This is a genomic window from Ochrobactrum vermis, from assembly GCF_002975205.1.
Classification (GTDB): domain Bacteria; phylum Pseudomonadota; class Alphaproteobacteria; order Rhizobiales; family Rhizobiaceae; genus Brucella; species Brucella vermis.
Map to the genome: position 1 here is coordinate 1,055,911 of NZ_PCOC01000002.1, position 21,914 is coordinate 1,077,824.

Consider the following 21,914-nt stretch of genomic DNA (forward strand, 5'->3'; position numbering starts at 1 on the left):
AACTACTTGTTTTTATGGTGCCCTGTCCTGATTTATGCTAGTCAGGATCATGTCGAATGCGAGCTCAATTCTTCCTGATGATCCAGCCTTTCTGAAGGCGATGATCACCGCCTTGCAGGCGGAGAATGCGAAGATGTCGGCGGCGTTGAAAGCGCACGATCACCTGATCCAGGGTCTGAGGCTACGCATTGCGCGATTGAAGAAACAGATCTTCGGCAAGTCTTCTGAAAAGATCGAGCGGGAAATTGCGCAACTGGAACTGGCTCTGGAGGATCTGTTGATTGCCAGTGCCGAACACGAGACCGCGCCCGTCGAGGAGCTTGAAAACGATACGGCTTGCGTTCCGGATGAAACTTCACAGTCCCGGCCACTGCGTCGGCGTCCGCGTGTGTCGGAAAATGCCGTTCGCGAACGCCGGGAACTGGATCCCGGTCATTGTTGTCCTGCCTGCGGCGGAGAATTGCGCCTTGTCGGAGAGGATGTCAGCGAAATCCTCGACATGGTCGCAGCGACGATGAAGGTCATTGAGATCGCCCGACCAAAGAAGTCGTGCCGTTGCTGTGAGAAGATGGTGCAGGTTCCTGCTCCCAGCCGCCCAATACCCGGCAGTATGGCTGGTGCCGGGCTTCTGGCCTATATCCTGGTCTCGAAGTTCGACGATCACCTGCCGCTCTATCGCCTCAACGAGATCTTCGCGCGGATGGGTGCCGATATACCTGACAGCACACTGGTGGACTGGTGCGGTCGTGCCATGCAGGTGCTTCGGCCGCTGATCGAGCGCATTGAGACCGAGATCATGAAAAGCGATCTCCTCCATGCTGACGATACGCCGATCCGGGTGCTGGATCGCTCATTGCGCGACAAGGGATTGGGCAAAGGTGTGAAGAAGGGCAGGATCTGGACATATGTCCGCGATCAGCGTCCATGGGCGGGTGGTGCACCACCAGGTGCTGTTTATTACTTCGCTCCCGACTGGAAGGAAGAGCACGTTCATAGCCATCTCAAAAAGGCGAGTGGCATTCTTCAGGCCGACGGCTACAAAGGCTATGCGAAGTTATATGAGCCGGGATCGGACGGGAAGCCCCGGTTCCGGGAGGCTTCATGTTGGGCGCATTGGCGGCGTGACTTTCATGACATCTGGACTGCAAACAAATCCGGGATTGCGCGCGAGGCTCTCGACCGGATCGGAGTGCTGTATGATATCGAACGGGGTATTATGGGGCAGCCTGCCGATGTACGGCTTGCCGCGCGTCAAAAGCACAGCAAGCCGAAGGTCGAGGAACTGCATGCATGGGCGGAAAAGCAGTTGCTCCGCATTCCTGGCAAAAGCGAGCTGGCGAAAGCTTTGCGCTATGGGCTGAGCAGATGGCCGTCACTCTGCCTGTTCCTGGAGGACGGGCGCGTGGCCATAGACAACAACGCTGCGGAGCGGGCCCTGAGACCAATAGGAGTAGGACGCCGGAATTGGTTATTCGCAGGCGCTGACACCGGCGCGGAAACTCTGGCACGCGCCATGACGATCATTGAAACAGCGAAGATGAACGGCATCAACCCGCAAGCTTATCTGGCCGATGTGCTCGACCGGATTCACGACCACAAGATCAATCGACTCGATGAGTTGCTGCCGTGGAACTGGAAGCCCCTCGCAGCTGAACATGCAAAGGCAGCCTGATGGCCACGGTCAGATTTGTTTACACGCTCGACTATGTCGCTGAAATGCTCGAAGAGGATGTCGATCTTCTTCAAGCGATCATCTACAATGACGACAACCTGACCTATGGCAATATCATCACCGTCGTAACCGGCGACGACCAGACTACGAGCGCCCTGACGGACGACGGCATCGATGAACTCAGACAGATGCTGGCCGACGCACGTAAATCAGCCGAAAAATGGCAGGAATTCCTCGAATGCTTTGTCGATGACGAAGAAATCGTCGCGCGCATCAATACATATTCTCCACGGTAACAATCGGGCGGTTACGGCAATTGTCGTCGGGCCAATTTTCCGTCAGCTTATATCTGCGGGAGCAGGCGATGAGGATGGGTTCTTCCGTTGTAACTACGGCTAATTTGCCGAACTTCATCGCCTCTTATTTTATAGCGATGTCTATTGCTGGAATTTATTGCATTTATTATCTGAAATGATTGCTACAGGCATTGTGAAAAATGCAGGAGTGCACGTAAATCTACCTCTTGCGCATCGGGTGGTCTCCGGCTTATCTGGCCACCCGATGACGCAAAGGCAGATACATCATGGACATTATCTGGCGTGGGATTCTGATTGGGATCGGCGCAACGGTCGTTATGGACTTGTGGGCACTTTTGCTAGCTGCAATGCCAGGGCAGACACGCCCCAATTGGGGATTGGTTGGCCGCTGGTTCTGGCATCTTCGCCACGCGAAAATTTTTCACGATAATATTTCCAATGCTGAACCTTATCAGCATGAAGTAGCGCTTGGGTGGATCGGACATTATGCGGTGGGTATCCTTTACGGAGTCGTCTTTGCCATTTACGGTGGCTCGGAATGGTTCTCAGACCCCGCATTTCTACCGGTCTGGATTTTTGGCATTCTGACAGTGGCGGCAGGGTGGTTTTTGCTGCAACCGGGCTTGGGAATCGGTTGGGCGGCATCCAAATTGCCCAATGCTCGTAATGTCCGCTACCTCAACCTGATTGCGCATACGGTTTTTGCATTGGGCATGTATGGCACGGCGTTGCTCTTACAAAGCCCATTTCAATCAGTCGGTTAGAAAAATAGAACACGTTCTCGCAAACTGTCTTTTTTGAATCTGTTTCAAACATTTCCCGACAAATGAGTGGCTGGCGCATGGCGAGATCTCAGTCCACACTAAATCATGTCAACAAACTGGCATACACACGGCAGAACTGTGCTTTTGTCCGTGATGGGTGTATGGGGAACATGTCCGACTGCAAATCTGCAGCGGCAACTAACATTATGGCAATCGCATAGGTTGCTTCGGCTCGACACTTTGCGAAGCGCAACAGTTTGCGCGTCGTGATTTCACGCGAACTGAGGTGCCAATTGACGGGCGCTTTGCCTTGGAGGGACGATGCTCGAAAAGCTGTTCAAATTGCAGGAACACGGCACTACGGCGAGAACTGAAATCATTGCCGGCGTGACGACCTTCCTGACGATGTCTTACATCATCTTCGTAAATCCGGACATTCTATCCACCACAGGTATGGATCGAAACGCTGTTTTCGTTGCCACCTGCCTAGCGGCAGCTCTCGGCTCGATCATCATGGCGCTCGTTGCGAACTGGCCTATCGGCATGGCGCCAGGCATGGGTCTCAATGCCTTCTTCGCGTTCACTGTTGTCGGGGCGATGGGTTTTTCCTGGCAGCAGGCGCTGGGTGCCGTTTTCATTTCCGGTATTATCTTCCTTCTCCTGACCGTGACCGGCATACGCCGCTGGCTGGTTGAAGGTATTCCGCATTCGCTACGAAGTGCGATCGCGGCAGGTATCGGCATGTTCCTGGCCCTGATCGGCCTGAAAAGCGCCGGTGTCGTCGTTGGCAATGAAGCAACTTTGGTCGGACTTGGGGATCTGACAAAATCCGGTCCACTGCTGGCTATAGCCGGTTTCTTCATCATCGCCGTGCTCGACGCTTTGAAAGTTCGCGGTGCGATCCTCATCGGTATTCTTGTTGTCACAGTGGCATCGATCGCTCTTGGCATCAGCCAGTTTGGTGGTGTTTTTTCGGCTCCTCCGAGCCTTGCGCCAACGTTTCTTCAGCTTGATGTGATGGGCGCTCTGCATACCGGCATTCTGCATGTCATTCTGGTTTTCGTCCTGGTTGAGGTTTTCGATGCTACCGGTACGCTGATTGGTGTGGCGAAGCGTGGCGGCCTGATCGAACCCGGTAAACCCAACCGTCTCGGACGTGCGCTGTTTGCCGATAGTACTGCAATTCTTGGCGGCTCGCTCCTCGGTACTTCCTCTACGACGGCTTATGTTGAAAGTGCATCGGGTGTTCAGGCTGGTGGCCGTACGGGCCTCACAGCTTTGGTTGTCGCACTTCTATTTCTTGCAGCCTTGTTCATTTCGCCGCTCGCCGGTTCGGTTCCGGCTTATGCGACTGCACCGGCTCTGATCTACGTCGCTTGCTTGATGATGCGTGAGCTGACCGAGATCGAGTGGCACGATGTAACGGAAGCGGCACCCGCGGCGCTGACGGCTTTGGCCATCCCGTTCACCTACTCGATTGCCAACGGCCTGGCCTTCGGCTTCATCAGCTATGTCGTTCTCAAAGCCTTCACTGGCAAGGCGCGGGACATCCATCTCGCCACATGGCTGGTTGCCGCACTCTTTGTCATCCGCTTCGCATTCTTTGCTGAGTGACAGTAAAAGCGCCGGGCCGAAATGGTCCGGCGCTCGTTTTGCAATATCGGGAGGAATAGAACTGTGCAAACGGATGAACTGAAACTACTGGAAAAACTGATCGACGTTATCGAGCAGGATGTTATTCCGCTGACTGAACGAGGCGTTGCGGAAGGTAACAAGGTGTTCGGTGCGGCCTTGCTGCGCAAATCAGATCTATCTCTTGTTCTTGCAGAAACCAACAATGAGACGGAAAATCCGCTCTGGCATGGCGAAGTGCATACTTTGAAGCGCTTTTACGAGATGCCGGAGAACGGACGTCCTGACCCGAAAGATATGGTCTTTCTTTCCACCCACGAGCCTTGTTCCATGTGTCTTTCAGCCATAACATGGAGCGGTTTCGATAATTTCTACTATCTCTTCAGCCACGAAGATTCACGAGATGCTTTTTCAATTCCGCACGATTTGAAGATCCTCAAGGAAGTCTTCACGCTGGAGCCAGGCGGATACAACCGCGATAATGCTTTCTGGCATAGTCATTCGATTCCGAAAATGGTTGCATCTCTGCCGGACGCCGACCGCTCGCGTCTAGGCAAAAGGCTTGACGCCATTTTCGCCAAATATGATGAATTGTCCTGTACATATCAGGCCAGCAAAGATGGAAACGCCATTCCTCTCAATTGAGGGGAATTTGTTTCTTACGGTCATATGCCTGAAATAGGCTCGTGCCAGAGGAGATGCGCGATCTCGGATATCCGGTTCGCTTATTTTTCATGTCTGACAGGACGAGCATCATGACCTCTGACCACATAGTATCAGCGATTGGCTTCTGTACCCCGACGGGTGACGGTAATTTCAGTACGCTTGAAGGCGCAATCCGCAACATCGTCGAACTCGGTTCGGAAGCTGTGGAACTGTCGCTTTATGGCGAGGAAATAATCTCCGGCGGTCGTCTCATCCCGCACCGCGTGGATCGTCTCGTCAATATCACCAGACAATTTGATACCCGCTACAGCGTCCACGGACAGATCGTTTCCAACTTCATGGATCGCGAGCATTTGGAGTATCAAAAGGCGGTTGTTCGGGCGATGCTGGAACTTTGCGACCGTGTCGGGGCAGAAATTCTGGTTCATCACTCCGGGCATGCGCCAATGCCCGCACCTTCTCTTATTCCTGACCTCGACAAGATGGAACAGGATGCGCTCGCCGAAATGGCAGAACTTGCAAAAGCCTATGGTGTGCGGATAGCACTCGAGAATATTTTCGCGATGAGCGACGCGGAATATCGCCAGACACCGGCTCAGGTCGCTGAAACCGTAGCTGCAGTTGGTCATCCTTCGGTCTGCGGACTGATCGACTTCAGCCATGCTTATATCGAATGTACGCGTCTGGGGCTTGATTGGCGTCCGCAAATTCGTGCCATGGCTCCCGTGACTGGACATTTGCATGTTCACGACAGTTTTGGCCGCTCTTATACGATGACCAAGTTTTATCATCCTGCCGAGGCAACAGCGCTTGGTATTGGCGATCTGCACCTGCCGGTGGGATGGGGCGATATCCCGTGGGAAGAAATTTTCGACGAACTGACGTTCTTGCCCGATACATTCCTGATCATGGAAATAGGAGAAGATCGTTTCAGTACCGAACAGGCCGATAGTCTTGCACGTGCGCGCAAGCTGGCTGAACGGGTTAACAATCGCCTGAAAGCTGCCTGATTGAAATAAAATAGGCCGCGCGATGAGCGCGGCCTATTCTAGAGCGCGTTTCGATCCGATTGAATCAGATCGGTACTCTATCTATTTGTTTTGACGCGCATCTTATCCGAAAACCGTTTCACACATTCCGAGATGCGCTCCGATGGCTACAGATTTTTCTATTTACGGATTTCACCAAGCTGCTTCTGCACCGTGTCGATAACATCCTCTCCGATCTGGGACTTGTATTTGTCATAGATGGGCTGGGATTTCTCAAGCATACGGGCATGTTCTTCGGGCGAAAGCGTGTTGACTTCCAGACCTGCCTCTTTGATTTTTTCGAGTGACTTCTGGTTCAATTCGCGAATAACCTTGCGTTCGACATCCCGTCCGATGACGGCGCATTCACGCAAAGCGGCCTGTTCTTCCGGTGAGTATGTGTCGAAGATCGGCTTGGAGTACAGGAAGAGAAACGGCGTGTAGGCGTGTTTCGTTTCCGTGACGAATTTCTGTACCTCGTAGAACTTTGATGTATCGATCGTTACGTAAGGGTTTTCCTGTGCGTCGATAGCCTTTGTTTCCAGTGCTGAGAAGATTTCACCAAAAGCCATAGGGGTGGCATTGGCACCGAAATTCTGGAACGTATCGAGGAAGATGTTGTTCTGCATCACGCGGACTTTCATACCGCTGAAGTCTTCCCACTTATTGACCGGATGTTTTGAGTTCGAAAGATTCCGGAACCCGTTCTCCCAATAGGCAAGATTGACGAGGCCGACAGCTGCCAGCTTTTCGTCCATCATCTTCCCGAACGAACCGTCGACGACAGCGTCCGCTTCTTCATCATTTGCGAAGAGAAACGGCAGATCGAAAACGCCGAGTGCCGGTACGATTCCGACGAGCGGTGACGACGATGTAACCACACCTTCTTGCACACCGGAACGTAGCGCCTGCGTCGCCTGCAAATCGCCACCCAACGCTCCACCCCAGAAAGCGGTTATCTTCATCTTGCCGCCGGACTTTTCAGCAAGACATTCATTCATGGCCTTTATGCCATTACCGACGGGATGATCCTCATTAATGCCGTTCGAGACGCGGATGTTGCGATCCTGAAACTCGGCAAATGCAGGGACGGTAAGCGCTCCCGCCACGAGGGCGGTCGTTGCCAGCATAATCAGTTTTTTCATTGAACTCTCCTCCCAGAGTTGATGTTAATCCTAATGAAGCCAGTTCATGGGTACGAGTACCAGACTTGGAAACAGAACCAGCAATAGCAACACAATCACCTGTGAAATCAGGAACGGATTGACACCGGCGACCACTTTTCCGAGCGGCACCTTTGAGACGCCGCTCACCACATTCAGCACTACGCCAACTGGCGGAGTGATAAGTCCGATGCTGTTGTTCATGATAAACAGGACACCGAAATAGGCCGGATCGATGCCTGCCTGTTTGACAATCGGCATCAGGACCGGCGTCAAGATGAGAATTGTCGGCGTGAGGTCCAATGCAGTCCCGACAATCAACACCAGGATCATGATCGCAAACATCAATAGTTTCGGACTATCGATCAGCGGTGCGATATAACTACTGATTTCAGCCGGAATATTTGCGGCTGTTATCAGCCATGACGAAACCAATGCCGAGGCGACGAGAAACATGATGACGGATGTTGTCTTGGCAGCGCGCAAGAAAACGCCGTAGAGATCGACGAACCTCAGTTCGCGATAAATGAACATGCCGACAAAGAGAGCATAGGCTGCAGCGACCACGGCTGCTTCTGTTGGCGTCATGACACCCATTCGAATGCCGCCGAGGATGATGATCGGCATACCGAGCGCCCATAACGCACGCGCAGTTGCCTGCAGCCGATTTTTGCCGGATTGCTTCGGAAGCACGTTGATATTATCTTTTCTGACGACAATTTGCCAGGTGACGAGAAGGGCGATACCCATCATCAGGCCCGGCACGATGCCTGCCATGAAAAGCTGTGTGATTGATACGTTGGCGGCAACACCGAACACGATCATTGCCATTGATGGCGGGATAACCGGCGCGATGATGCCACCGGCTGCCATCAATCCGGCAGAGCGCGGAATGTTATAGCCAGCCTTGGCCATCATGGGGACGAGGATCGTCGCAAGCGCTGCAGTATCGGCAGCGGCCGAACCCGATACGCTGGCCATGATGATTGCTGCGAGGATTGCAACGACACCGAGACCGCCGCGAATATGGCCCACACAAGCAATGGCGAAATCAATGATGCGGCGGGACAAACCGCCCGAATTCATCAATTCGCCGGCGAGAATGAAGAAGGGGATGGCCAGAAGGGTGAATGAGTCTACACCAGCGATCATGTTCTGCGCGATGATCTGCGTATTGAACATCCCCATGTACAGCATGAGAATGACACCACAGAACATAAGCGAGAAAGCGATCGGAACACCGATAGCCATGGCGCTGAGGAGCGAGCCGACAAATACTACAAGTGTCATGTCGTCTACTCCATAAGATGGTCGAGCGAATGTTCGCCCGCGAAAGTGGCAATTTCCTCATCGGTTAGACGACCGGTGACAGCTCGCAGGAAGCGCTCGGCGGCAATGATGAACATTGCACTGCCGGTAAATAGTCCGACGCCATATACCCAGATCATCGAAAGGCCGGTGACTGGTGCAACCATGCTGGCGTTGATGTCGAATTGTTTCCACGTACCCCAGAAGAAAATTCCCGAGCACAACATGACGATCAGATAGCTGATTGCCATGCAGGTAATGCGGCCTTGTCGACCAAAACGGGCAACGAGTGACTCAATACCCAAATGGCTGTTTTCTCGAAATGTGAGAACTGCGCCGAGAAACGCTACCCAGACGAAGAAATAACGTGAAAGTTCTTCCGATACGGTCAGTCCGGAATTTGCGGCGTAGCGCAAAATCACGTTGACGAAGACCATGATAGCCATGCCGGCGAGGAGGAAGACGAGAATTGCGCCAAGTAGCTTGTAAAAGAGGTCTATGGCTTTCGTCATATGTCCGCCCTCAGACTTTATCGAGCAGATCGCGTGCTTGCAGGTTTTGGATCAGCGCTCTGATGCCGAATGTCCATTCTGGACATTTGTCGGTCCGGTCGACCCAATTGACGAGCCGTCCGAGCTTGGGCGTGGATATCTCCACACGGTCGCCAATTTCGTGCGTGAAGCCTTGTCCGGCACCACGACGATCCTTGACGGGAGCAAACATCGTACCGAGGAACAATACCGCGCCGTCCGGATACTGATGATTGCGGTTCATCATTTGCGATGCAAGATTTTCAGGAGCGCGGCTGATCGCTTCCATCGGGCTTTCGCCGGTCATTTCGAAGCCGTCAACTCCGTGGACCGTCAGCGACAGCTTGAGCTTACGCAACACGTCCATGGTGAATTCACCGTCGAACAGGCGAATGAATGGGCCGATAGCGCAGGATGCGTTATTATCCTTCGCTTTGCCCAGCAGGAGAGCCGAGCGCCCTTCGACGTCCCGAAGATTGACGTCATTGCCGAGAGTTGCACCAACGATGCGTCCGTCTGAAGCAACGACCAGTACGACTTCTGGTTCGGGATTGTTCCATTGCGAAATTGGTAGAATACCGACAGTTGCACCGCATCCGACGGCGGACATCGGTTGGGATTTGGTGAAGATTTCTGCATCTGGGCCAATGCCTACTTCCAGATACTGAGACCAAAGCCCCATTTCCTGTAGGAGCGCCTTGACTTCCGCTGCTTTCTCGGAGCCAGCCACGACACCTCGCAAACTGTTACCAATGACGGGGGCGAGACGTTCGCGAACTTCGCGAGCGCGGGAAGGATCACCCTTTGCCTGTTCCTCAATCACGCGTTCGAGCATGCTGTCAGCAAAGGTGACGCCTGCTGCTTTGATAGACTGCAAATCGATGGGGGCAAGCAGCTCTCCGCGATCACCGGAAAGAAAATCGTCGAGTGAGCCAAGGTTTTGGAAGTTGTCCGTACTTTTTAATTCGCTTAGTAGCGAATTACGCTCCAGAAGACCTGAAACGGTAGCCGACAAGCCGGACAAATCGTGCAGATAACCGTCTTTCACCAGTATTGGACAGGGGCCGTTTTCTGCTTTCGACCATGCGCGGCCGATCAAAACAGCAGACTGGCTATCTTCAGGCAAAATTGCCGTTGCTTTCAATTCACGCTTGTCTTGCACAGATATCCTCCCAATGCATGACCGTTTCCCGCAGGTCATATGTTGTCAGGATGTCTGACAACAATAGTAATATTATTATTAGCAGTCTGGAGACGAGTCCAGCCTTCAGACGGCGTTAAACTCAAAAATTAGATCGATCTGTTTTTCTTCGACTGACAGTGTAAGCCTTGTCCATTTCCGGATTGAGCTCCATCCCGAGGCCTGCGCCGGGTGGAACCGTGATCATACCGTTCTTTACTTCGGGCAAGGCCGTAACAAGATCGCGATACCAGGTCTTGTAGAATGCGCGCACACTTTCCTGGATGAGCGCGTTCGGTGCGTTGAGCGACAGGTGCGTTGAAGCACACAGAACGACAGGGCCGGTACAATCATGCGGGGCGACGGGAAGATGCCAGGCTTCTGCCATAGCCGCTATCTTACGGGCTTCTGACAGGCCACCGCACCAGCTCAAATCGAGCATAACAACGCCAGCGACGCCTGTTTCGAGCAGATCGCGAAATGCCCAACGGCTTCCCAAGGTTTCGGAGGCACAGATTGGCGCAATGCTTGCTTCTGCATAACGTTTGAGGCTGCCAAGACTGTCCATCTTGATTGGGTCTTCGTGCCAGAAAGTCTTGAATGGTGCGAGTTCTCGCGCAATCTGCATGGCCGGTAAAAGCTGCCACATGGAATGGAATTCAACCATGATATCCATGCGATCACCGACGGCCGCACGGATCTTCTCGAAAGGCTGTAACGCCGCCTTCAGATCAGGCTGGGAAATATACTGCCCGCGTGTTTTCTCCGCTGCCATGTCGAATGGCCAGATTTTCATTGCCGTTATGCCCTCGTCCAGTAACGAGAGCGCAAGTTCGTCTGCACGGTGCAGGAAGCCATTAAGATCGTCATAATTGGCTCCTGCACTTGCAAGGCCATAATTGGCAGACTGCTGACCCGTTGCTTTCTTGATATATTCCGTTCCGGCACATGTGTTGTAGGTGCGGATGGATTGACGGCTGAAGCCGCCGAGCAACTGAGCGATCGGAAGGTTGGCAGCTTTACCGTAAAGATCCCACAAGGCGATGTCGAACGCGGAGTTCCCACGTACTTCGGCGCCAGTTGAACGGAATCCGAGATAACCCACAAGGTCAGAGGCCAACAGATCGATTTGCAACGGATCGCGACCCAGAACACGCGGTGCCACATATTCGTGCAAATAAGACTCGACCGTCTCGGACATGAAAAAAGTTTCGCCGAGCCCGGTAATTCCTTCGTCCGTATGCACTTCGACCCACAACAGGTTTGGTCGTTCGGCTATGCGGATCGTTTCGACAGCGATAATCTTCATTGCACCTCCCAATGCGATCCGATTGCGTATGAACTAGCTCTTTCCGCCTTCATTGAGTTTTTCGAAATGAAGGAGCAGGGCGCTATGATCCTTTTCGCCACCGCCTTCTTCCACGAAAGCGGCAAAAGCATCGCGTACCACCTCGGTCAACGGCAAGCTCAACGATAGGTCACCCGCAGTCTTGAGGATCGAATTGAGATCTTTCAATTGAATACGCGATGTGCCGCCCGGCTCGAAATTACGATCAATCATCCGTTTGCCGTGCAATTCGAGAATGCGGCTTTCACAGAAGCCGCCGCGGATGGCGTCGCGGAACGCTGAGCGCGAACCGCCGCCTTTCTCGACGAGAACCATTGCCTCCGCAATCGCTCCAATGGTCACGGCAACAATCTGCTGATTGGCGAGTTTTGCCAGTTGACCGGCACCAGATGGGCCAACGCGGGTAAGGCGTCCCATTGGTTTGAAAACATCGGAAAGCTTGGCAATGACCGTTTCATCGCCTCCAGCCATGATGGCAAGTGTGCCTTCCTGCGCACCCACTACGCCACCTGAAACCGGCGCATCGATATGATCGACGCCAATAGCTTGCAAACGCTGAGCATGCTCGCGGGCGAAGTCTGGCGAAATCGAACTCATATCAATGAGGATGCTGCCCCTTTTCATGACGGCAGCAACCCCTTGGTCGAAAAGAACGTCGCGTACTGCCGGGCCATCGGTCAACATGGTGATGACTATATCGGCATTCTGTACTGCCTCGGCGGCGGTTTGAGCGAGTTTGGCACCTTTTCCAGCAAGAGGGGCTGACTTGGCGCTGTTCCGATTCCAGACTGTTACGTCGATGCCGGCATTAAGAAGACGACCAGCCATCGGCGCGCCCATTAGGCCAGTCCCAAGAAATGCGATCCTGCGCGTCAAAGTTTGCCTCCCATCTCATCTTCGATGTGAACACGAATGATCTCATCAAAAGACGTTTCTGCGGTGAAGCCAAGAGCCTGGGCTCGTTTTGCCTCGAAGCCGGGTGCCCAACCGGCAACCATATGCATGATCATTTCATTTGGTTCACGGCGGATCAGGTCCACGGCCGTTTCACCGGCAACGCGACGCAATGCTTCAATCTGTTCACCCACTGTAGCACTAAGACCGGGCATGGAAAGATTGCGGCGCGTTCCCACGGCTTCCGTATCAATGGTTGCTCCGTGGATCAGAAAACCGACCGCTGACCGCGGCGAAGCATGCCAGTGCCGTACATCTTCCGGAACAGGTAGTATGGCTTCCTGCCCAGAAAGGGGTTCGCGCAATATATTGGAGAAAAAGCCGGAGGCAGCTTTGTTGGGCTTGCCCGGACGGATGCAGATCGTCGGCAGGCGAATGCCGATACCGTCGAAAAAGCCGCGGCGGGTATAGTCCGACAACAGAAGTTCGCTGATTGCCTTCTGCGTGCCGTAGCTCGTCAATGGGGTCGTGTGAAATTCGTCGGGGATCGGGCAAGGGAGCGGGGCTCCGAAAACCGCTATGGACGAAGTGAATACTACGCGGGGCTTATAGCCATCGGAAAGGTGCGCAAGCCGGATTGCATCGAACAGATGGCGGGTGCCATCCAGATTGATTCGATATCCCTTATCGAAATCGAGTTCTGCTTCACCTGATACGATTGCTGCAAGGTGAAAGATCACGTCGGGACGCGCTGACACGATGCTTTGGGCAGTCTCCATTGTGGAGATATCTGCTGCCAGAGTATCGACAGATCCGGCAAAGCCGGCAGGAGGTTCTGCAGCAACGATGTCGATAAGTGTCAGCTTTTCAATGGGCTTCCCGCCAAGGTGACCGTCTTTTGAGAGGCGTTGCGTCAGCTTGCATCCGACCATGCCCGCAGCGCCGATGATAGCAATATGCATTTGTAAGCCTCCTCCCAATCTTGTAGCCCATTGCAACCCAGAGCGCGGTGTTGGCTACCATAACAACACTTAACCAGTCTCCCACCAGATTTATGTTGTAGGGTTGTCTGATAACCTTATATGTAGGCGTTGAAAACAATTTTCTCGATCTTGCCACAGGAATGAAACGGAAAAGCCTGTTGCATTCCTCAAGCTGTCGTACATCTGCGGCAGCCGATTACGCATCAATGACGTCTATGAACAAGAGGATATTATGTACGGCTCGGGGGACATGACCGGAAGCAAGCAGGCAGAACTTATCGCTTTTTTGGGCGATGATCTGGTTATGACCGATAGAAGCGATATGCTCCGCTATTGTCGTGACTGGCCTGGTGATGTGGAGAACGTGGCGGTTGCTGTCATCCGTCCGCGTTCGACAGAGGACGTTTCCGCTGCGGTTAAAGCTTGCGGTTCACTGGGATTGTCCATCATTCCGCAGGGCGGAAATACCGGTCTTGTGCAAGGCGGTGTACCGGATGGGCGCGACGATCTCGTCATTCTAAGCCTTGAGCGGATGAACCGTATTCGAAAGGTCGACCCGGATGATTTTTCAGCGGTTGTTGATGCCGGTTGCATTCTCTCCGAATTGAAAGACAAACTGGCGGTTGAAGGAATGTTTTTCCCACTGGCCCTTGGCGCACAGGGAAGCTGCCGTATCGGTGGTAATGTCAGCACCAATGCCGGAGGCGTCAACGTGCTGCGTTATGGCATGACGCGTGAGTTGGTCCTGGGGGTGGAGGTCGTGTTACCTGACGGTACGATATTCAACGGTCTTTCAACGTTGCGGAAAGACAATCGCGGCATCGATCTGAAACAGATTTTCATTGGCGCGGAAGGCATTCTGGGCGTTGTGACCGGCGTTGCAATCAAACTGATGCCTTTGCCGGATAAGGTGGAAATCGCGCTGTTGGGACTCAAGTCACTCGCTGACGCTATTGCGCTTTATCGGCGTGCGCGGGTGCAGTGCTGTGACCTGATGTCCGCTTTCGAGTTCATGCCGCCGGTGGCTTTTACCTTGGCGCAAGAGGCGATGCCGGATCTTGCCATGCCGCTTGGACAATATCCTGCCTATGTCTTGATGGAGATTTCGGGCTCCGGGCTGGTCGATATAGCGTCCTTGATGGAACAGTTTCTTGCAGGCGCAATGGAAGATGGTCTTGTTCTGGACGGAACCATCGCGTCATCTCGTACGCAAGGTCAAAATCTCTGGATGTTCCGCGAGGCGATGAACGAAGGGCAGGCGCTGCGTGGCAAACATCTACGCACCGACATATCGGTCCCGCTGTCAAAACTGGCGTCGTTCGTCACGGAAGCTGAAACCGAACTGGCTGAGGTCCTTCCAGATTGTCTTGCTGTTTCTTATGGACATGTCGGAGATGGTAACGTGCATCTCAACGTTATCCCTGGAAACGATTTCGATATTGCGGTTAAAGACAAGAAGATCAAGCTTGCCAAGGAAACGATCAATGCCGTTCTGGATCGTTATGCAGGCAGCATTAGCGCCGAGCATGGCATCGGTCGCCTGAAGCGGGAAGATTTCGAGAAGCGCATTGACCCTGCAAGGCGAAAACTGCTTGAAGGTCTCAAGCAAGTCATTGATCCAGACAACATCATGAATCCCGGCTGCCAGCTTTCGCTTGACTCTTCAAAATGCTGACGACACACAATTTGAACGGATAATCAGGGAGGCTCTATCATTTTGTTTGGCGAAATCAGGCGCAATGAACAACTTCCCGGACGCATCGCTTCCGAAATTACGCGGCAGATCGGTGAAGGTAGTCTTCTGCCGGGGCAAAAGCTGCCGACGGAACATAATCTCGCACAAAGCTTCGGTGTTAGTCGCTCGGTCGTACGTGAAGCGATCGCCCAGTTGCGTAACGAGGGATTGGTCGAAACCCGACAGGGTGTCGGTGCTTTCGTAACGGAACCTGATAAGCGCCATGCCATCCGTATAGAACCTGAAACGCTTGCCAACCGCGATAGTTTCCGAAGTCTGTTCCAATTGCGAATGGCGCTGGAGATTGAAGCGGCGGGGCTTGCCGCAGTACACCATGATGAACACGACATGATGCAACTGAACGAAGCGCTTGCAGAGATGAGCGGTTCAAAAAAATGGACTGATACTGGTATTGCTGCCGATCTGGCGTTTCACCGTGCGCTCGCTTCCGCAACGCATAACGAATATTTTCCGTTGGTCCTCGGCTTCATTGCCGAACGCATCAATCAGGCAATCAATGCTGCACGCGCACGCGCAGTGCTTGAGCAGATTGTCGAGATCACCATCAATGAGCACACTGCAATCAGAGATGCCATTCATTCACGTGATCCGTTGCAAGCGCGCGAAGTGATGCGCCATCACATTGTGCAGGCAGCAAGCCGCGTTGGCCTCAAACTGGAAACCTTCTAATGGCTTCTTCTTTCGAACTCTTCAGTCTGGACGGGCGCATTGCCTTGGTCACTGGTTCCAGCCAGGGCATTGGTTTTGCATTGGCGCGGGGGCTTGCAGAACATGGTGCAACGGTCATCATCAACGGTCGCGACCGGAACAAGGTGGATACTGCCGTTACGCTCTTGGAAGAAGAGGGCCATACGGTCTTTGCGTCTGCGTTCGATGTGACGGATGCCGAAGAAGTTCGTGCGGCTATTGATGCTATCGAAGAGGAAATTGGTACGCTCGATATTCTGGTCAACAATGCCGGAATGCAGTATCGCGCACCGCTCGAAGATTTCCCGATCGAGAAATGGCAGCAGCTTCTGGAAACCAATATTTCCAGCGCTTTTTATGCGGGGCAGGCGGCTGCGCGCTACATGATTGCACGAGGACGTGGCAAGATAATCAACATTGCGTCGGTTCAAAGCGAACTGGCCCGACCTTCCATCGCGCCCTATACGGCGACAAAGGGAGCTATTCGTAATTTGACGCGCGGTATGGCCACCGATTGGGCCAGACATGGTTTGCAGGTCAACGCGATTGCTCCCGGCTATTTCAAGACGCCGCTGAATCAGGCATTGGTTGATAATCCCGAATTTACGGCGTGGCTGGAAAAAAGAACGCCGGCCGGCCGTTGGGGGGATGTAGAAGAGTTGGTCGGTGCTGCAGTTTTCCTGAGCAGCGACGCCTCCTCTTTCGTCAATGGACAGGTTTTGCACGTCGATGGCGGCATGACTGCGAGTGTATGAGGAATTGATGCTGCGTATTATCGTTATGGGTGTTTCGGGCTCTGGAAAGTCGACCGTGGGCGAGAAGATTGCTGATGCATTAGCTCTCCCGTTTCTTGAAGGCGACGCCCTGCACCCGAAATCCAATGTCGACAAGATGTCAGCCGGCATCCCTTTGCAGGATGAGGATCGCTGGCCCTGGCTCGATAGAATCGGTGAACGTCTTGCCGCCTCGACTGACGGTATTGTTGTTTCCTGTTCAGCGCTGAAGAAGAGCTATCGTGATCGCCTTCGTTCAGCTGCCGGTGCGCCGGTGATGTTTGTTTTTCTGGACGGTAGTTTTGAAGTCTTGCACGAGCACATGGGGCATCGCACAGGCCATTTCATGCCCGTCACAATGCTGGAAAGCCAGATTGCTACGCTTGAGAGCCCTGTGGGAGAACCTCTGGTATTCCGCGCAGATATCGCCGAAACCGTGGAAAAGATTGTCTCCGACACGCTCGGTTGGATACGCTCGGTTGAGCTTTAGCGCTATTTCAACGGCCAGAAGAACATCAATGTTGGAACAGTCACAATCGCTATAATGATTGATAGGGGTAATCCCAGGCGCGGATAGTCACTGAATCTGTAACCTCCTGGTCCCATAACCAGGGTATTGCACTGATGACCAATTGGCGTCAGGAAATCACATCCCGCGCCGATTGCGACCGCCATCAGAAAGGCCTCCGGCTTGAAACCAAGTCCGGAGGCAAAACTTGTCGCGATGGGAGCCATGACAAGCACTGTCGCAGCATTGTTGAGAAATGGTGTCACCATCATCGCGGCTACAAGAATCAGCGCCAGAGCTCCGGCTGGCGGTAATTGGTGGCCGATTGTAGCGAGCCCTTCGGCTATGAGATCGGTACCTCCCGTTGTTCTGAGAGCATCCGAAACCGGGATGAGTGCAGCTAGCATGACGAGAATAGGGCCATCAATTTCGTCATAGACCTCGTTGAGAGGTATCACTTTGAACAGTAGCATAGCGACTGCGGCGGCAAAGAAGGCGACCGCAACTGGTACAAGGCTTAAAGCGGTTGCTCCAATGGCTGCAATCAAAATGGCAAGCGGGATCAATCCGCGCCGGACGCTACCGAGCATCAGTTTGCGGCGGGCAAGCGGGAGCAACTCGAATTCCGGCAGGAAGGTGGAAAGATTTGCCTGTCTGCCTTGCAGCACTATCACGTCGCCGAAACGGAGAATGACTTCACTGAGACGTTCGGTAATGCGTTCACCCGGTCGGCTCACCGCCAGCAGGTTCAGGTCATAGCGCGCGAAAAGGGCAAGTCGTTGGGCGGTTAGCCCAATGAGGCGCGAGTTCTTGCCAATAACAGCCTCGACGGCCTCAATGTCGGTGGAACCGCTGGTCTCAGATGGATTGCGGTTTTCAGACAGGGTGAGTTTTCCGGCGCTTATGATCGCATCGAGCGCTTTAGGGTCGCCTTCAAGAAGAACTATATCACCTTCGTTGAGGATCGTATCGGGAAGCGGTGTCAGTCGCTGTTCGTTGCGTACAATGGAAGTCACCATCGCCTCGCCTTCAGCCGCCTTGATGAGATCGGTCACGCGCTTGCCGGGCATTGTCGAAGATTTGGTGACACGCGCTTCGGAAGCATAATTCTTGATCTTGATTGCTTCATCCAGCGAAACATTTTCACGGGTGCGTTGCGGAACGAGCCAGTAAAAAAATACCAGATAGATGAGCCCTACTGCTGAGAGCACAGCGCCGACCGGTGTGAAGTCAAACATGGTGAAGGGTTCGCCGACCATTTCACCGCGAATGCGAGAAACAACAATATTGGGAGAAGTGCCCACCTGGGTCATCAAGCCGCCAAGCAACGCACCGAATGCCATGGGCATGAGGAAAGTTGATGGGGAAACATTGGAACGGCGAGCGAATTGAAAGGCGACCGGAATCATGATCGCCAGCGCGCCGACATTTTTCACAAAGGCGGAGAGGATAGTGACGACTGTGACAAGAACGGCAAGCTGGAGCCGCACGCTGTTTATTTCCGGCAGAAAACGCTGAATCGCCGCCTGCATGAGACCAGAGCGCGCGACACCTGCACTGACCACCAACGCGCTGCCCACGATAATGACGATGTCGTCACTGAAACCTGAAAATGCCTGATCGAAGGGTACAACGCCGACTGCTATGCCTAGAAGAAGCGCACAGAGTGCGACTACATCATAGCGAAACTTGCCCCAGATAAACGCCCCCATCATGAGTATGATCACCGCGAAGGAGAGTATCTGCTGATGCGTCATCTATCGGGATTTCCTCACAAGTGGAAAAATATTCCCCCGGTGTAGCCGATAAACTCTAAAACAGAAATCGAATATTATAGCGGGTTGTGCCCTTTTGAAGGGCGCAACCCGCTTCCGTGTCAATCATTTAGACGTTGGCCATCACTGCCGAAAACATGCACATTTCCAGCGAATGCTCCAACTCTGACGGTTTCGTCGACGCTGTGTGTCGAACGTCCGGCAACGCGGAAGACGAGCGGCTTGCCGTCCGGTAATGTGCTGTGAATGTAACTTTCCGCGCCGACGAGTTCTATAGCTTCGATACGGACGGCCGCGTTGAAACCATCGGCGTCGTGCTCGCCATCTTCCAGGATGCGGATATCTTCGGGGCGAACGCCGATGGTGAAGTTCCCGGCAGGTATTTTGACCGCGCTACCCGCTTTCCAGGCAGTGTTTTCGGCACCTTGCAGCAGGTTCATCGACGGGGAACCGATAAATGTTGCAACGAATGTAGAGGCTGGTTTTTCATAAAGCTCGATTGGCGTACCAACCTGTTCGATATGGCCCGCATTCAGCACAACGAGGCGGTCAGCCATGGTCATGGCTTCCATCTGGTCATGTGTCACGTAAACACTGGTCGTACCGAGCGAACGTTGCAGGCGCTTGATCTCGACACGCATCTGCACGCGCAGTTTCGCATCCAGATTGGAAAGCGGTTCATCGAAGAGAAACGCTGCCGGTTCGCGCACGATGGCGCGTCCCATGGCAACGCGCTGGCGCTGGCCACCGGAAAGCTGGCGCGGCTTGCGATCGAGAAACTGCTCAATCTCCAGCGCCTTGGCTGCTTTGGCGATACGGCGTTCGATCTCGTCTTTCGGTGTTTTGCGGTTCTTCAGGCCATAGGCAAGGTTGTCGCGCACCGACATATGCGGGTAAAGTGCATAGTTCTGGAACACCATGGCGATATCGCGTTCGGCAGGTTCAACATCGTTGACCACGCGATCGCCAATCGCAATGGTGCCGGACGTAATACCTTCAAGACCGGCAATCATGCGCAGGAGAGTGGATTTACCGCAGCCCGACGGGCCTACCAACACTACAAATTCGCCGTCGTTAATCCCCAGCGATACACCTTTGATTACTTCGACATTGCCGCCATAGCTCTTGCGGACGTTATCAAGAACAATTTTGCTCATTACTTTTCCGTTTCAACGAGACCTTTGACGAACCAGCGCTGCATCAGCACCACCACGAGGATCGGTGGGATGATGGCCAGAATGGCTGTTACCATGACGTAGTTCCAAGGCGTGGACGCATCAGCCCAATCGACCATGCGGCGCAGGCCAATGATGATTGTGTTCATCTTGGCATCATTGGTAACGAGCAGCGGCCAGAGATACTGGGTCCATCCATAAATGAAGAGAATGACGAAAAGTGCTGCAATGTTCGTCTTCGAAAGAGGAAGCAGGATATCCCGCATGAAACGGAATGGTCCGGCATTATCGATACGCGCTGCTTCAACCAGTTCGCCAGGAATGGTGAGGAAGAACTGACGAAACAGAAACGTTGCCGTCGCAGATGCCATCAATGGCAGTGTGAGCCCGGCATAGGTGTCAATCATGCCGAGGTCCACGATCACCTTGTAGGTCGGCAGGATACGAACCTCTACAGGCAGCATCAAGGTTATGAAGATCATCCAGAAGAAGAACATGCGTAGCGGAAAGCGGAAAAACACAATCGCGAAAGCCGACATGAACGAGATGATGATCTTGCCGACAGCGATAGCCATGGCGACCACGAACGAGTTCCAAAGAAGTCGCTCCAGACTTACGCCGACAACGCGTTCCACGCCGCCAAAGATGGCTTCGCCGTAATTCTCAACGAAATGATCGCCGGGCAACAACGAGATGGGCGGGCGAATAATCTGCGTCGACGTCATCGTTGAAGCGACGAACGTATAGTAGATCGGAAAGGCGACAATTATGATGCCTACGATCAGGATCAGGTGGCCGATCAGGTTTGAGACTGGGCGTTTTTCTATCATTGTCGCCTCACTCACGAATAATGCACGCGCTTCTCAACGAAGCGGAACTGGAAAGCAGTCAAGGCAATCACGATTGCCATGAGAATAACCGACTGTGCCGAAGATGAGCCAAGGTTGAGATTAACGAAGCCATCGTTGTAAACTTTGTAGACCAGCGTTTCGGTAGCTCTGGCAGGGCCGCCGCCGGTCACGGCATGGATGATACCGAACGTGTCGAAGAAGGCGTAAACCGTGTTCACGACCAGCAGGAAGAACGAAGTCGGTGCAAGAAGTGGAAATATGATCGACCAAAATCTCCGTGATCCGCGTGCGCCATCAATGGCCGCTGCTTCGATCAACGACTTAGGAATTGCTTGTAAGCCAGCGACAAAGAACAGGAAATTATAGGAAATCTGTTTCCATGCGGCAGCAACGACGACGAGGCCCATAGCCTGATTACCATCAAGCAGCGGATCCCATGCGATGCCATTACGCCGCAGAATATAGGCAAAAGTACCCATTGCGGGATTGAACATGAAGAGCCATAGCATGCCGGCAACAGCCGGAGCCACGGCATAGGGCCAGATCAGGAGTGTACGATAAAATGTCTTGCCGCGGATAACGCGATCAGCCGCCGTAGCCAGCAATAATGCTGCGCCCATTGCAAGCAGCGCGGTCAGGATATTGAAGACAATCGTTACTCTGAATGAATGAAGATAGTTAGGGTCTGCCAGAACGGTCGTGAAATTCGTCAGTCCAACGAAGGTGGACTTTAGTCCGAATGCGTCTTCACGCATGAAGGATTGATAAATTGCCTGACTGGCTGGCCAGAAGAAAAACACCGCAGTCAGAACGATCTGTGGGGCCAACAGAAAATAAGGCAAAACTTTATTCGGAAAGATAACTTTCTGCACGGGGAGCTTCCTCGTGGGTGACAAGGCCGCCT

At 53.3% G+C, this 21,914-nt stretch carries 21 protein-coding genes; 10 read left to right on the forward strand and 11 right to left on the reverse strand.

The window, feature by feature from the left end; genetic code table 11:
- Positions 1-49 precede the first annotated feature (49 nt).
- From tnpC to CQZ93_RS19215, 6 genes are all read left to right on the forward strand, one after another.
- Positions 50-1,672, forward strand: coding sequence for an IS66 family transposase (gene tnpC, locus CQZ93_RS19190; RefSeq protein WP_105543156.1), 1,623 nt, complete (start codon positions 50-52; stop codon positions 1,670-1,672).
- Positions 1,672-1,968, forward strand: coding sequence for a hypothetical protein (locus tag CQZ93_RS19195; protein ID WP_105541351.1), 297 nt, complete (start codon positions 1,672-1,674; stop codon positions 1,966-1,968). The genes tnpC and CQZ93_RS19195 overlap by 1 nt, the downstream gene beginning before the upstream one ends.
- 284 nt (positions 1,969-2,252) lie before the next feature.
- Positions 2,253-2,753, forward strand: a complete 501-nt coding sequence (locus tag CQZ93_RS19200; RefSeq protein WP_181153490.1) for a DUF2938 domain-containing protein — start codon at positions 2,253-2,255, stop codon at positions 2,751-2,753.
- Positions 2,754-3,074: 321 nt separating this feature from the next.
- The gene (locus tag CQZ93_RS19205) at positions 3,075-4,367 is read left to right on the forward strand and encodes an NCS2 family permease (protein WP_105544169.1); all 1,293 of its coding nucleotides are present in this window, start codon (positions 3,075-3,077) and stop codon (positions 4,365-4,367) included.
- 63 nt (positions 4,368-4,430) lie between these two features.
- Positions 4,431-5,030 carry a nucleoside deaminase gene (locus CQZ93_RS19210; protein WP_105544170.1) on the forward strand — a complete coding sequence of 200 codons (600 nt, stop codon included), beginning with the start codon at positions 4,431-4,433 and terminating at the stop codon, positions 5,028-5,030.
- Between the two features lie 110 nt (positions 5,031-5,140).
- Positions 5,141-6,061, forward strand: a complete 921-nt coding sequence (locus CQZ93_RS19215; RefSeq protein ID WP_105545223.1) for a sugar phosphate isomerase/epimerase family protein — start codon at positions 5,141-5,143, stop codon at positions 6,059-6,061.
- A gap of 158 nt (positions 6,062-6,219) precedes the next feature.
- On the opposite strand, the gene CQZ93_RS19220 is transcribed toward CQZ93_RS19215, so the two are convergent.
- The 7 genes from CQZ93_RS19220 to denD form a co-directional block, all read right to left on the reverse strand.
- Positions 6,220-7,224: a TRAP transporter substrate-binding protein gene (locus CQZ93_RS19220; RefSeq protein ID WP_105544171.1), complete on the reverse strand. Its 1,005-nt coding sequence runs from the start codon at positions 7,222-7,224 to the stop codon at positions 6,220-6,222.
- 30 nt (positions 7,225-7,254) lie between these two features.
- Positions 7,255-8,532: a TRAP transporter large permease gene (locus tag CQZ93_RS19225; protein WP_105544172.1), complete on the reverse strand. Its 1,278-nt coding sequence runs from the start codon at positions 8,530-8,532 to the stop codon at positions 7,255-7,257.
- Between the two features lie 5 nt (positions 8,533-8,537).
- Positions 8,538-9,062 (reverse strand): TRAP transporter small permease, encoded by a 525-nt coding sequence (locus tag CQZ93_RS19230; protein WP_105544173.1) that lies wholly within the window; start codon positions 9,060-9,062, stop codon positions 8,538-8,540.
- A gap of 10 nt (positions 9,063-9,072) precedes the next feature.
- Complete coding sequence (locus CQZ93_RS19235; RefSeq protein ID WP_422616103.1) at positions 9,073-10,281, reverse strand: fumarylacetoacetate hydrolase family protein; 1,209 nt, start codon at positions 10,279-10,281, stop codon at positions 9,073-9,075.
- An 82-nt stretch (positions 10,282-10,363) separates the two neighbouring features.
- Positions 10,364-11,569 (reverse strand): mandelate racemase/muconate lactonizing enzyme family protein, encoded by a 1,206-nt coding sequence (locus CQZ93_RS19240; protein ID WP_105544175.1) that lies wholly within the window; start codon positions 11,567-11,569, stop codon positions 10,364-10,366.
- A 33-nt stretch (positions 11,570-11,602) separates the two neighbouring features.
- Positions 11,603-12,484, reverse strand: coding sequence for an NAD(P)-dependent oxidoreductase (locus tag CQZ93_RS19245; RefSeq protein WP_105544176.1), 882 nt, complete (start codon positions 12,482-12,484; stop codon positions 11,603-11,605).
- Positions 12,481-13,464 carry a D-erythronate dehydrogenase gene (denD, locus tag CQZ93_RS19250; RefSeq protein ID WP_105544177.1) on the reverse strand — a complete coding sequence of 328 codons (984 nt, stop codon included), beginning with the start codon at positions 13,462-13,464 and terminating at the stop codon, positions 12,481-12,483. The genes CQZ93_RS19245 and denD overlap by 4 nt, the downstream gene beginning before the upstream one ends.
- Before the next feature lie 253 nt (positions 13,465-13,717).
- On the opposite strand from denD, the gene CQZ93_RS19255 reads away from it, so the two are divergent.
- From CQZ93_RS19255 to CQZ93_RS19270, 4 genes are read left to right on the forward strand one after another with little or no spacing between them, the layout of a single operon-like run.
- On the forward strand, positions 13,718-15,160 hold the full coding sequence (locus tag CQZ93_RS19255; RefSeq protein ID WP_105544178.1) for an FAD-binding oxidoreductase: 1,443 nt from the start codon (positions 13,718-13,720) through the stop codon (positions 15,158-15,160).
- A 42-nt stretch (positions 15,161-15,202) separates the two neighbouring features.
- On the forward strand, positions 15,203-15,910 hold the full coding sequence (locus CQZ93_RS19260; protein WP_105544179.1) for a FadR/GntR family transcriptional regulator: 708 nt from the start codon (positions 15,203-15,205) through the stop codon (positions 15,908-15,910).
- The gene (locus tag CQZ93_RS19265) at positions 15,910-16,683 is read left to right on the forward strand and encodes an SDR family oxidoreductase (protein ID WP_105544180.1); all 774 of its coding nucleotides are present in this window, start codon (positions 15,910-15,912) and stop codon (positions 16,681-16,683) included. Before CQZ93_RS19260 ends, CQZ93_RS19265 begins: the two co-directional genes overlap by 1 nt.
- A 7-nt stretch (positions 16,684-16,690) precedes the next feature.
- A complete protein-coding gene (locus CQZ93_RS19270; RefSeq protein ID WP_105544181.1) occupies positions 16,691-17,191 on the forward strand; it encodes a gluconokinase in 501 nt (166 codons plus the stop codon).
- A gap of 2 nt (positions 17,192-17,193) precedes the next feature.
- Here the strand turns inward: CQZ93_RS19270 and CQZ93_RS19275 are convergent, their stop codons facing one another.
- The 4 genes from CQZ93_RS19275 to ugpA all read right to left on the reverse strand — a co-directional run bounded on the left by CQZ93_RS19275 (position 17,194) and on the right by ugpA (position 21,882).
- Positions 17,194-18,966, reverse strand: a complete 1,773-nt coding sequence (locus CQZ93_RS19275) for an SLC13 family permease (protein WP_105544182.1) — start codon at positions 18,964-18,966, stop codon at positions 17,194-17,196.
- 119 nt (positions 18,967-19,085) lie between these two features.
- Positions 19,086-20,141, reverse strand: coding sequence for a sn-glycerol-3-phosphate import ATP-binding protein UgpC (locus CQZ93_RS19280; RefSeq protein ID WP_105544183.1), 1,056 nt, complete (start codon positions 20,139-20,141; stop codon positions 19,086-19,088).
- A complete protein-coding gene (ugpE, locus tag CQZ93_RS19285; RefSeq protein ID WP_104754895.1) occupies positions 20,141-20,989 on the reverse strand; it encodes a sn-glycerol-3-phosphate ABC transporter permease UgpE in 849 nt (282 codons plus the stop codon). The genes CQZ93_RS19280 and ugpE overlap by 1 nt, the downstream gene beginning before the upstream one ends.
- Before the next feature lie 11 nt (positions 20,990-21,000).
- Positions 21,001-21,882, reverse strand: coding sequence for a sn-glycerol-3-phosphate ABC transporter permease UgpA (ugpA, locus tag CQZ93_RS19290; RefSeq protein WP_105544184.1), 882 nt, complete (start codon positions 21,880-21,882; stop codon positions 21,001-21,003).
- Between the last annotated feature and the right edge of the window lie 32 nt (positions 21,883-21,914).